The organism is Lacrimispora sinapis (assembly GCF_043633585.1).
GTDB lineage: Bacteria > Bacillota > Clostridia > Lachnospirales > Lachnospiraceae > Lacrimispora > Lacrimispora sinapis.
In genome coordinates this window covers 361,160-374,521 of record NZ_CP141832.1, presented here as the reverse complement: position 1 = coordinate 374,521, position 13,362 = coordinate 361,160, and the positions used below count along the sequence as shown (strand labels likewise).

Genomic DNA, 13,362 nt, shown 5'->3' with positions numbered 1-13,362 from the left:
TCAATAAATGATCCTGTGTTTTTCATCTTCTATCATGGACTTGCGGAAAAAATAAGAGTTGATCTGATCCCGCCACTCCTCCGCATGCTCCTTTTGATGGTCGAACCGCTTTTTTACCCTTTCAAAGATGAAATCAGGAATTTTCCCCTTTAAAGACTCCCAGCACGCAGCCATCTCTTTTGCCTCTTGGGCCCCCTCAAAATGAGAGTCATAAATATGCTGGATCACCGTTTTACCTGATTTCAGCCGGTGCACATAAGGCACGTGATGGAAAAATAAAAGCAGCTCATCCGGACAGGCTTTCATATCCCCGTAAATGGAGGCATAAGGCTCCCCATACTGGAGCGCATAGCCGGTTCCCTTTTCACTCCGGTCGATGCCAATGCCCAGATGATCGGCCCGGTGATAGGTGCCCCATCGGTCATATTCATAGCCGTCTACGTTCGGTCCGTAATGATGACCCGGATTTACCATCCAGCCGATCCCCAGCGGGGATGTGTATTTTTCATATGCCGGCCATGACATAAAAAGAATTTTCTTTATGGTGTCCATGACCTTCCGGTCCGTTCCAAACGTACCCACAATCCACTCCTTTGCAATTTCCTCCGGAGACAAATCCATCTGAAAGCTCAGTCTGCCAAAGCCATACCAGTTTGCAGCCGCCAGATCATGGCCGGTCCAGTTCTCATCATTACCGGTATTTGCAACCGCTGCCATGCCGCAGCATCGCTGCCCTTTCCCCCCTCCGCTAATGACATCACGAACCCGTTTTCGGCCTAAACCTCCGCAGCGAAATTCCAGAACTTCTTTAATCATGGGGATAAGATAGCACACATGGCGCTGCTGTCCTGTGTATTCCTGGGCAAGCTGTACTTCCAGCATCTCATTGGTGTGCTCCATTGCGCCAAAGAGAGGGGACACCGGTTCTCTTACCTGGAAATCCATGGGTCCATTCTTGATCTGAAGCACCACATTGTCCCGAAATGCCCCGTCTAACGGTTTAAAATGATCGTAACCGCTTCTCGCCCGGTCTGTCTTCTTATCCCGCCAGTCCTGCATACAGTTATAGACAAAACACCGCCAGATGATCACGCCTCCATAAGGCTGTACCGCCTCTGCCAGCATATTTGCCCCATCCGCATGGGTTCTGCCATAAGTAAAGGGACCCGGCCTTCCTTCCGAATCCGCCTTTACAAGAAATCCTCCAAGTCCGGGAATCCGTTGGTAGAGGCGGGCCATGGTCATTTTCCACCATTCCCGTACATCCTCCTGCAAAGGGTCAGCCCCGGACAGCCCGGACAACTCCATGGGAGCCGCAAAATTCAGGCTTAAAAACAGTCTGATTCCGTATGCTTCCAAAAGATCCGCCAGTTCCTTCAATTCCTTTCCATAAGTCTCATCAAGGAGTCTGGTGGCGTTCCCCTTCACGTTGACATTATTGATAACCACTCCATTGATCCCCACAGAGGCGGCCAGTCTGGCATATTCCACGGTCCTTTCATTTACCAGGATTCTTTGATCCTTAAAAAAGAAGGAATTCCCGGAATACCCCCGTTCAATTGAGCCATCCATGTTATCCCAGTGATTGAGCATCCGGAGTGGATTTGAAGGAATCTCTTTTTTATCAAACCCCTGAAACTCTTCTTCCATCTGAAGGCGGCGGATACAGGAAAAACTCCCGTATAGAAGTCCTGGCTCACCCTCGGACATGACATAGATCTGCCCATTTCTCTCCTTTATATGGAATCCTTCCGTCCCGGTCCCCAGATCTGGCACGAGTTTTAAAATGATCCCAGCATGTTCCTCCTGCCCGGAGTCCTTCATCTCCCTTCCCAAAATTTCCCTGGCCGCCCGTTTTAACTCCTTTGATGCCGTTTTGATAACCTTACCTTCCCCATCTGCATATATGGAACCAAAATACGGCTCCCAATTGCGGTTGTTTTGCTTTCTGTAGGTAAGCCATGCCTGCTCCCATCCCATAACGCTCCATTCCCCCTAACCATATCTGTCTAACCCCATTCGATTTTCCAAATATTTCGTCGTTTTGTATCTATTTCCTTTCTTTTTACTTACATTTTATAACATATTGTATAAATTGGCTTCTCTGATTTTGCGAATGATCCTTCACATATTGCGATTTCCTTCCCTGGAATCCATAAACTGGAACCACCGGAAATCAAAATGGCTGCCAGGCAGAAATACAAATTCCACCGTCCTTGTACCGGTGACCCGGTCGAAAGCAAAAAACTGGTCTTTCGGTTCTTCTGCATGCTGAAATTCCAACATCTGTTCCTGCTCTCCTTCCCCGTGTGCATCTCCTTCTTCTCCCAAAAAGCGCACCAGAATGGAGTTGGTTTTATTTGAGGTATATCCCCATATGCGAATGCAATCCGTTCCCTTATCCCCAAAATCCATATCTTCAAACCGAATGGTCACGTTATTTCCGATCTCACGGATCTCTTCTTGCTCCTTTTTGAAATGATCTCCGTATACCCCGTCACATTCTCCTGCAAAAAGACGGTCAAACCCTCTGCTTTTCCTGGTGAAAATGAATCCTTTTATATGTACCTTTTTCTCCAGCACAAAGCAAAGGCTGGTGATCCCCCGGAGTTTTCTGGTCAAATGAAAGGTTTCTTCCTGATATACATTCCAGATAGAAGGCTTCTGGTAAATGACATCCCCAATCAACCTGGCAGACCCTTCCCCAGGCATTCCTTCATAGATTCGGATGCGGTAAGGTTCCCCTGTCAGGGCAAAGATGGGAATGGTGATCTCATCGGACCCCACGCTGCCAAAACTCAAGTTATGAAATCCCACGTGAGTCTCTCCGTCCCTTGCCGTTGACACGCCCTTTTCATTCCCGTTTCCAATCTCACCCACTCCATAATCGTACAAGCCCCCACTGACAAATTCATAAGGGTTTAGAAATGTTTCTCCAACGCCTTCAACCGTAAATTCCAGGGTGGACAGAATCCGTATTTTTTCCGTCCCGCTTCTGGACATACAGCGAAGCCGGAAATGGCCATCACTTTGAGCCGTTACACAAGCCTGATTTCCCTGAACCGTAAGAGCGGCAAGTTTGGAGGGAATTCCCCTATCATCAACCACACTCCAGAAAAGCGTCTGGTCCAATGCCTGTTCCGGACAGATCCTTGCCGATACCACTGCCGTCTTCTGATCTTTCGTCAGCCTTGTTCCGGGAACGCTTGTAAGCTTTATATTCCTCACCGGAATGTCCGTCAACCGGTCCTCTAACCGCTCCTGCTTTAATATTTTTTCACTGACCCGGTAAGCCAGGGCACTGGACCCTTCCTCTGCCTCTCCTTCCACCACCGGAACCGTCAGCACCTCTTCCTTCCTTCCAGGGGATGACGCTGTAATCCTCAGCTCCCCTGCTTTGGTGCCTGCCACCGCTATTACAAGCAATTTTCCGCTGAACAGTCTCCTGCTGCCCGTCTTATATTCTTCTTTGTCTGTGCTGTCCCCATTGTCAAGACCAACCAGAGACCCACTTCCGGAAACCGTAATAAATATCCGGTTATTGGCATTTTCCACCGGATTCCCCTGGGCATCCTTCATAGAAACCGTAACAAAAAGAAGATCCTTCCCATTGGACTTCAGATACTCCTTCTCCGCCTGTAGAGAAATACTTTCAGCCTCTCCAAAGGAGCTTCTTACCTCCTCTGCAATCACGTTGCCCGATTCGTCATAAGCCAGAGCCTTTAAAACACCTTTCTCATAAGGAATCCTGTAATTTCCAGTCAGCCGGTCCCCGTTCTTATGGTCAAGGACACACTTTCCCTGACTGACCCCATTTAAAAACAACTCTATAGCAGGTGCATTGGAACAAATCCTTACATCAATCCTCTGCCCGTCATTAAAGTCCCAATAGGGAAACACATGGATCATGGGTGCCTTTTTATAATCAGTCCACTCCGCCTGATAAATATAGTAAGAATCCTTGGGAAAACCGGCGGTATCCACCTGTCCAAAGTAAGAATTCCTGGTATGGTAAGGCGTCGGTTCTCCAATATAGTCAAATCCAGTCCATAAAAACTGTCCGCAGGAAAATGGATGATCCCGCTCCGCAAGGATACAGGCTTCCGAAGAGCTGGCCCCCCAGCTGGTGGTGGAATTGCCAAGGGAAGAACACTGTTCGTCCTCCTCCCCAAGGAGAGACTGGGAATAGGGGAAATGATAAATTCCGCGGCTTTGAACCGTAGATGCCGTTTCACTCCCATAGATGACCCAGTCCGGATAAGCCCTGTGATGCGCGTCATAATATTTTTCCCCGTAATTATAACCGGCAAGCTTTAAGATATCCGCACACTTTCTGGCATTTTCCCAAGGCATGTAATTGGAGGCAATGGTGACCCTGGCATTTCCCCGCGGATCATGTTTTTTTACTTCCTCCATCAAGAGTCTTGTCACCTCCTGCCCCCTCTCATCCGCATGGGTATCGTAAATTTCATTTCCAATACTCCACATGATCAAACTGGGATGATTGCGGTCTCTGCGCACCCAGCTTGCCACATCCTTTGGATACCACTCCGGAAAAAACCTGGCATAGTCATATGGATTTTTCGGCCTCTCCCACATGTCAAATGCTTCTGAAACGATCAATATCCCCATTTCATCCGCCAGCTCCATCACATCCTGGGAAGGCATATTGTGACTGATACGGACTGCATTTACCCCCATTGCCTTTAAAATAGTAAGCTTTCTTCTCATGGCCTGGGAATGGTAAGCCGCCCCCAGGCAGCCCAGATCGTGATGTTCACAGACTCCCTGTAACTTCACCTTTCTTCCATTGAGAAGAAATCCCAGATCGGGATGAAACTCCACCGTCCGAAATCCTATTCTCACCCACTGGGTCTGAAGTTTTTCTCCCCCGCGGAAAAGCTCTGCTCTCAAGCTGTAACAAACCGGAGATTCAATGTCCCATAGCTTCGGGCTTGAAATTAAGGCCACCGCCGTTACCGTCTGGACACCTTCTTCTGCCTTTATCTTGTACTCCCCCAGAAAGAGGTCTTCCGCCCCCTCTTCCTCCTCACGTTCTTTTAAATAAAAACCAATCGTCCCGCCGCTTAACGACAATACCTCTGCAGAAATCTCTAACTCCCAGCTCTGGTCTTCCTTTTTTCCGGCCGACACATACAGGCCATCCGATATCAACCGGTCCCTGTGAAGCACCTTCAGCCACACGTCCCTGTAGATTCCAGCCCCCGAATACCATCGGCTGTTGGGTGACTGATGATTCACTTTAACCAGTATTTCGTTTTCCCCGTCGTTCAGCCATGGCGTCATGTCCACTTCAAAACAGGAATAACCATATTTCCACTCTCCGGCTTTCTTTCTGTTTACATAAATCGTAGAATCCATGTAAACTCCATCAAACCGCAGCAGTGCAATACGATCCTCCATGGTCTGAAAATACATACATTTCCGGTACCAGCCCGTGCTATTTTCATAAAGATCATTTCCCTGTTCAATCAGCCAGTCATGAGGCAGACCCACGGGCTGAAATCCGGTTACAGGAGGAAACTTATCAGTCAATGTAGGCGGTGATTCCTTAAAAAAGAACCAATCATCGCAAAACAAATGGGTCCCCCAGTCATAAATTTTCTTACACAAGACCTTCCCCTCCCTCCAGTTTCAGGCAAAACGGAGAAGCCAAAAGCCCCTCTTCATTGAGTAAAAGACCCTTTTGGGGTGCATTTTCATATCCATACCGGAGATACATCGGTTTCTCCAACTCTTTACGCCAAACAGATACTTGATTATCCTTTACCTGCCCTTCCGCCCGATAAAACACGCCATCATCACCAGCCAGCTGAAATGCTTCCGCGCCCGCTCCGTCTTTCACCCGGATTTTCTTCCCCTCTCCGGCATCAAAGAAAAGCTCCACACGGTTCCCCGTCACTTTCCATCCACGAAGCTCAGGCCCCTTATAAACCACCGGTTCCCCGTAGATCATCCCTCTGGCAGCCAGCGCCATCCGCCGCGCCACCTCTTTTTTATTCAGCGGATGGAGATCATTCCACTCTCCCAAATCAAGATTTACGGTAACAGCCACATCCGGAATCCGTGCCGCCTGAGCCTGGGCGTCACGGATCATGGGCCAGGCCTGGGAATCCTTTTTTAAATCAATGGAAAAGCCCGGCAGCTGGGCTACCACAAAAGGAAGTCTCTCCTGTTTCCACACCTCTCTCCAGTACAAAATCAACCGCTGAAGCAGGTCCTTATAGGTATATGGATTTTTGTCATTGGACTCGCCCTGATACCATAGCACCCCTTTCACCGTATAGGAAAGACAGGGCGCTACCATGGCATTAAAAAGGCCCGTAGGCTTTCCGGATACAAAATCCGTCTGAGGAGCCGGGCCGCACGAAAAGCCCACCCGGTATTCCCATACCCCCTCCAAAGAGATTCGCTCCGTTTCTGTAAACACCGCATAAATTTTCCCAGGCGTCATCCGTCCTTTGCCATTATCACAAACCAGACGGATAACAATTTCATTCTCCCCGCAGTTTAAAAGCCCTTCCGGGATCTGATATTTACGAGGGGGATACTGATAAAATGTCTCTCCCACAAGCACCCCATTTACATAAGTCCGATCGCTGTCCACCAACGTTCCAAGCCATAGCTTTGCCGCTTTTTTTGCCATGGTTTCCGGTACCTGAAATTTCTTTTTTAGCCAGATTGAACCACAGAAATTCCCAAGGCCAGCGTCTTCCAAAAATCCCGGAAGCTGAATCTCCTTCCATGGTTTTTCCAAATTTTTAAATCCAGAGTCCTCTTCATCAATCCTGTCATGCCATTCCTTTTGAAGTCTTTCATTTCTTTGAATCTGTTCTTTGACAAAATTTGAATCCCTGTACTTTTCCAGCGTCTCGATTGCCTCCGGGTAGGAAAGCAGGGCTTCCCTCCCCATCCATGCCTCCGCCGGAGTTCCTCCAAGGCTTAAATTAATCAGGCCAACCGGTACCTTTCTGTCCTCCAGAAGATATCGTCCAAAGAAATAGGATACCGCAGAAAACCCGCCTATGGATTCTTTTGAACAACCCTTCCATTCTGCCTTTTCATGATCCATGAGAGGTCCGTTAAAATCATATTGTTCCCTGACCTTATAAAGCCGGATTAATGGTTCCTCCATCCGCTCAAACTCCTCCGGATACCGATCCCTGACCCGCTCCATAGGAAGCTCCATATTGGACTGGCCTGCACATACGAACACCTCTCCTACATATACATCCTCCACACGCCTGAATCCTCCTGATTCAGTCCTCACCGTTAAGGAAAACGGCCCTCCCGGCTTTAACTCAGGAAACAAGATCTGCCAGTCTCCTTTCGAGTCTGATCTTGTAGAAGAAACAATATCCGGCAATTCTGAATCCAATCCGCCTCTTGCTGCTCCCAATTCCGCTGTCACCCCCATATAAGGGAGTGTCTTCCCCCAGACTCTGGTTCCCTCTCCCTGCTGAAGAACACAGCCGTCACTGAGCAGTTTGGGAAGCCAAAGCTGCTCCCCCAAGGTCGGCCCCTTGGTCTGTTGTATGATAGATTCCTTCACATCTTCCATTTTATTCCCCATTACTTTTATGAACCCCCATCTTTATTTCCCGTCATTTTAATTCCACCATCTCATTCCCGTTTTTTCCTTGCCGCCTTTTTTACCCATAAGCATGACTCCATCAAATACAGCATTTCTCCAAAACAGCCCTCTTTAGCACCGATACCTTCACACACACCGGTTCTTTCCCCGTCAGTTCTCTGCTCCGTGCGTCCGGCTGCTGGGTTCCAACATAGACCTGGTAAGTTCCCTCCTCCAGAACCAGATCTCCATTTTCATTTCGGAGCGCAAAGGACCTGTCTTTTAAAATCAGGGTCACCTCCCGTTCTTCCCCAGGTTCCAGTTCCACCTTAGTAAATGCCTTTAACTGGGCATTGGGAGTCCCTGGCCGGCAGGATTTGATATAAACCTGCAAAGTCTCCGCCCCCTTCATAGAGCCGGTATTTTTCAGTGCCGCCTTAACAGTTATCATTTCCCCCTCTGACACCACATTTTTGCTGAGAGCAGCCTTACCAACCTCAAAATCTGTATACGAAAGACCATATCCAAATGGATAAAGGGCTTTCTGCTCCATATAACGGTAAGTTCTGCCCTTCATCCCATAGTCCGTAAACGCCGGAAGCTCCTCCGTACTGCGATAAAAAGTAACCGGCAGTTTTCCCTCCGGCGCATATTCCCCAAACAGAACCGATGCCAGTGCCCGGCCTCCCTGTGCGCCCGGATACCACCCCTGTAAGATGGCCGGAATATGATCCTCTGCCCACGATACCGCCAATGCACTGCCGGATAAAAGCACAAGAATCACCGGTTTTCCGCTTTTATAGATTTCTTCCAACACCTCCTGCTGAAGTCCGGGAAGAGACAGATTCGGTTTGTCCCCGCTGGCAAATTCATTGCCCATATCTCCCTCTTCTCCCTCCAGACCGGAGTCCAGCCCCAGACATGCAATAATCACATCACTGGCTTCACAAACTCCCTGAACCTCGGACAAACGGTCATTGTCCTGCCCCAGTCCGCTCACCTTGGTTTTGAATAAATGACAACCTTCCGAGACCATAACCCGGACCTCATCCCCCAGATAATCCTGAATCCCCTCAGAAATGGTATAATATCTGGAAGCCGTCCCCTCATAATTTCCCACCAGCGCCTTTCTGTTATTGCTGTTCGGACCGATGATTCCAACCGTCTTTAATTTACTCCTGTCAAGAGGCAGCAGCTTGCCTTCATTTTTCAGCAGCACAAAGGACTTTCTGGCTGCCTTGAAATTAAGCTCCTGATGGTCCCTGGTATCATTGTCTTCAAACGGAATCCCACTATAAGGAACCTTCTTTGCCTCATCAAACAGCCCTAGCTTTAACCGTGTCACCATCAAATGCTCCACCGCTTCATTTAGCCGCTCCTCCGAAACAAGCCCCCGTTCCACCGCCTCATTCAGATATAAAAATAAGCTGCCGCAATTTAAATCACATCCGTTCTCCATGGCCATGGCGGCAGATTCCAAAGCGGAGGACGTCACCCCGTGATGTTCATGGAAATCCCTGATTGCCCAGCAATCCGAAACCACATGCCCGGAAAATCCCCAGGATTCTCTCAAAATATCCCGAAGCAGGGTCTTGCTCCCGCAGCAAGGTTCTCCATTGGTCCGGTTATAGGCTCCCATGACCGCTTCCACTTGCCCCTCCTTTACACAAGCCTCAAAAGCAGGCAAATACGTCTCAAACAAATCCTGTTTTGATACCTCGGCATTAAAAGAATGGCGTTCATCCTCCGGTCCTGAGTGTACTGCAAAATGCTTGCTGCAGGCGGCAACCTTCAAATAATTTTCATCATCTCCCTGAAGCCCCTCAATAAAACGGACCCCCATGCGTGAAGTCAGATAAGGATCTTCTCCAAAAGTCTCATGCCCCCGGCCCCAGCGGGGATCTCTGAAAATATTCACATTGGGAGACCAAAAGGTCAGTCCTTTATAGATTCCCGTATCCCCGTATTTTTGCTGCATATTAAATTTCGCCCTTGCCTCTGTGGAAATCGCATCTGCCACTTCATGAAGAAGCTCCTCATCAAATGTAGCAGCCATTCCAATGGCCTGAGGAAACACCGTAGCCACCCCTGCTCTGGCCACTCCGTGAAGCCCCTCGTTCCACCAGTTATAGGCCCTGATCCCCAATCTTGGAATCTCAGCCGCACTGTGTATGGTCTGTGAAACCTTCTCCTCTCTCGTCATTCCTGCTACCAGTTCCTTTGCTCTTTTCTCATATTCCATCTGTTTTACCTTATTCATGAGATACAGCCCTCCCCTTATCATTTTATCTGAACCTATCAGGAGCGTTGCCAATGAATATTTCATACAAGAATCCGGTCCCCATTCAATCGCCAGACACCACCTCCTGTATGCATCCTCACTCTGCAATCCCCTTTCTATTTCGTAATTTCATCATAGCATTGTATAAAAAACAAGACATCTCATATCTTGCTTCGATTGGTGCACATATTGCTTTTTATAAAAAAAGTCCCTTGAAAAAAACACGGCATAAGCCACTATTTTCTCTCAAGGAACTTTCGTCTTTTATTGAAATCTAATTTTGTATTTATCTAGTTGCCATTTGTCTCCTGAATGATATTCTGCTGCTTCATCCTCCGGTAATCACTGGGAGAACAGTTTTTAAACATCTTAAAGGTACGGTTAAATGCACTCATAGAGGAAAACCCGGCCCCCATGGCAACATCGGTAATGCTCAGCTCCTTTGTGTTATAAAGAAGCTCTTCCGCCCGTTTGACCCGTTTGGAATTTAAATATTCATAAAAAGTCATATTCATATACTGCTTAAAAATTCTGGTAAAATGATATTTGGAAAACCCGCCGATCTGAGCCACTTCCTCCAAAGTAAGATTCTCCATATAGTGCCGGTTGATATAAGTGCAGGCCCCCATGACCGCTTCAAAATACTCCCGCTGTTTCATGGACTCAACCTTTCCGGGATAAGACTTCTGATACACCTCTTTTCTTCCCAGTTCCACATAAATTTCAATCAGAGCCGCATAAATGGCCGCCTCCCGAAACGTACTGTTTTCCCGGTACTCCCGGATAATCTTATCAAGTCTTTCCTTAAAAAAGCAATGAAGCCCATCGCCTTTTTTAAAGAAGATTACAGAAGGCATCATATAAAGCAGCGTTTCCATCTCTCTTAAATGATACAAAAGAGTGGTATCAAACTGCAGGATATACCGTTCCCCCGCAGGAGGAGCCTTCAATGCATGGATCACGCCGGAATGGATCAAAATAATATCCTCCGGTTCCAGAAAATAGTGTTCTTCCCCTACCGTCACCTCATAACCGCCCTTTGACGGCATAATAATCTCGATCCCCACATGCCAGTGTTGGGGATAATCCTCAGAATCCACATTACGATAAAGCTGAAGTCCCAACGGACATTCATAATGAATGGTCTCGTGCATTCCATTTAAAATCTCAATCATAGGATTTCCTCTGCCCCAAACTCAATTCTCCGCATAAAAGCCCTTCAATGAACGGCTAGCATCTTTTTTCCTGTCTCGTTCTATTTTAGCTCTTTTCCTCTGTAAAAACAATATTTTTCAACTGCAAACTCCCTCAAACTTCCGGTCTTTTTCCTCCCATACCGATACCGCTGTCCTACAAAATTTCATTGACTCATTCATCAATTACAACTATAATTTAATGAGACATAGCATAGTTATTCCCAAATTTTACATAAGAAGGAATACTCTGAATATACAAAGAGGAGACAGTCATATAGTCTGTTGAGGTGAAAGAATTGATTTATCTTCCTATTGAGAAATTGACAGAGGGTATGGTATTAGCCCGAAACATCCCGGGAACAAATCCAATGCTTCCATTTGCAGTCGCCGGATACCAACTAAGTGAACGCATCATCAAACGGCTGAAAATCATTGGAGTGCAAGGTGCCTATATTTATACAGCACTTACAGACGGCATTGAACCCGTAGATTTTGTAGAGCCTGAATTAAAAGCCAAAATGCTGACAAGCATCCGCAACACCTTTGATCAAAGCCTGAAAAAAGTGACCATTCAGTCCAGCATGCAAACCTATAATGAACTTACAGCTGCTGCAAAGTCTGTCGTTATGAATATTCTTAATATGGACGAGTACCTCTTCCAGATGATCGACATCAGAGACTATGACAATTATACCTACTCCCATAGTCTTTATGTAGGAATATTAAGCGTGTTACTGGGAAGATTCCTGGGGCTTTCCCTTGAAGAGTTAAATAATCTGGCTCTTTGCGGCCTTCTTCATGATATTGGTAAAACGGATATCTCCCTGGATATCACCAACAAATCCGGCCCTCTAAATGATGAAGAATTTGAAATCATGAAGCAGCACCCCAGCCTGTCCTACGAAAAATTAAGAAAATACAATATGTTCTCCCAGGTGATCCTGCAGGGAATTCAGACCCATCACGAAAAATTTGACGGAAGCGGATACCCCTTCGGCCTTGCCGGAATAAAAATACCGCTCTATGCCCGTATTTTGGCCATCGCAGATGTGTATGATGCCTTAAGCTCCACCAGACCATACCGAAAAGCATGGACACCAAAGAAAATTTTTGATTATCTCACCAGCTGTTCCAGCTCCCATTTCGACCCGGATCTTCTAAGTGCGTTCCTTCAGTGTGTATCCGCATATCCCGTAGGCACGATTGTAAAGCTGAGCGACGGAAGCACTGCCGTAGTAAAAGAAAACACTCCAGGATTTACATTACGTCCTGTCATCCGTTACCTGACCCCGCCCTCCATGGCCGGCAAAGATGTGGATTTGTCTTGTGAATCACTAAACGTAACCATTATAGACGATACCGACATGTAACCAAAGGACTTCATCCAGTTTATATGGAAAAAGTCCTTTTTTCCATCTCTTCTCACCATTACCTTTTTCTATCGTTTAATCTGTTAAATTTTATCTGTTAAGCTTTATGTGATATGCTTTATGTGATATGCTTTATCTGCTATGCTTTATCTGCTATGCTTTATCTGCTATGCTTTATCTGCTATGCTTTATGTGATGTGCTTTATCTGCTAAGCCTTATCTGCTAAGCTTTATCTGCTAAGCCTTATCTGCTAAGCTTTATCTGTTAAGCTTTATCTGTTAAGCTTTATATAATAAGCCTTATCTATTAGGCTTTATCTGTTAGGTTTTATGTGTTATTATCGCCCCGTTTGCACTTAATTTTCCCCTATCTGTTTTAATATATGATTCAGCAAAGCTTCGCATCCTTCCAAAATATCATTATAAGTTTTATCAAAGTCTCCTGTATACCATGGATCTGCAATATCTCTGGGATTGGCTCCAAAATCCAGAAGTCGTCTTACCTTACCTTTAGGATCACCCCCCAGAATCCGCATCATATTGGTAATATTCCGTTGTTCCATACCAATAAAGTAATCATATTTATCATAATCATTTTTGCTCAGCTGTACTGCATACTTCCCTTCCGAAGAAATCCCTGCTTCTTTCAGCCTTTTTCTAGTTCCAGGATGTACCGGATTCCCTATTTCTTCCGAACTGGTCGCAGCCGAAGCCACATAAAACTGTTGGGATAAATGTCTTTTTTCAATCAAATCCTTCAGAACAAACTCTGCCATAGGTGATCTGCATATATTTCCATGGCAGACCATTAAAATACCAATCGTTTTATTTTGAAACTCCATTTCAGTCAGCTCTCTCCTTTACTTCTTGATTTTCTTATTTTTCTTATTCTGCCTGACTATCTTTTTCATTCCTCTTTAC

General features: G+C 46.5%; 7 protein-coding genes. 1 reads left to right on the top strand and 6 read right to left on the bottom strand.

Annotation, left to right across the window (positions count from 1 at the left end; genetic code table 11):
* From VIG27_RS01750 to VIG27_RS01730, 5 genes are all read right to left on the bottom strand, one after another.
* Entirely contained in the window at positions 1-1,980 is a 1,980-nt protein-coding gene (locus VIG27_RS01750) for an alpha-glucuronidase family glycosyl hydrolase (protein WP_394524726.1), read from the bottom strand.
* 144 nt (positions 1,981-2,124) lie between these two features.
* Positions 2,125-5,634 (bottom strand): glycoside hydrolase family 2 TIM barrel-domain containing protein, encoded by a 3,510-nt coding sequence (locus VIG27_RS01745; protein ID WP_394524725.1) that lies wholly within the window; start codon positions 5,632-5,634, stop codon positions 2,125-2,127.
* Positions 5,627-7,594: a sialate O-acetylesterase gene (locus VIG27_RS01740; protein WP_394524724.1), complete on the bottom strand. Its 1,968-nt coding sequence runs from the start codon at positions 7,592-7,594 to the stop codon at positions 5,627-5,629. Before VIG27_RS01740 ends, VIG27_RS01745 begins: the two co-directional genes overlap by 8 nt.
* 100 nt (positions 7,595-7,694) lie before the next feature.
* Complete coding sequence (locus tag VIG27_RS01735) at positions 7,695-9,854, bottom strand: glycoside hydrolase family 3 C-terminal domain-containing protein (RefSeq protein WP_394524723.1); 2,160 nt, start codon at positions 9,852-9,854, stop codon at positions 7,695-7,697.
* 311 nt (positions 9,855-10,165) lie between these two features.
* On the bottom strand, positions 10,166-11,050 hold the full coding sequence (locus VIG27_RS01730) for a helix-turn-helix domain-containing protein (RefSeq protein WP_394524721.1): 885 nt from the start codon (positions 11,048-11,050) through the stop codon (positions 10,166-10,168).
* Positions 11,051-11,439: 389 nt separating this feature from the next.
* On the opposite strand from VIG27_RS01730, the gene VIG27_RS01725 reads away from it, so the two are divergent.
* Positions 11,440-12,441, top strand: a complete 1,002-nt coding sequence (locus VIG27_RS01725; RefSeq protein ID WP_394524720.1) for an HD-GYP domain-containing protein — start codon at positions 11,440-11,442, stop codon at positions 12,439-12,441.
* 356 nt (positions 12,442-12,797) lie between these two features.
* On the opposite strand, the gene VIG27_RS01720 is transcribed toward VIG27_RS01725, so the two are convergent.
* On the bottom strand, positions 12,798-13,283 hold the full coding sequence (locus VIG27_RS01720; RefSeq protein WP_394524718.1) for a low molecular weight protein-tyrosine-phosphatase: 486 nt from the start codon (positions 13,281-13,283) through the stop codon (positions 12,798-12,800).
* Positions 13,284-13,362: the final 79 nt, after the last annotated feature.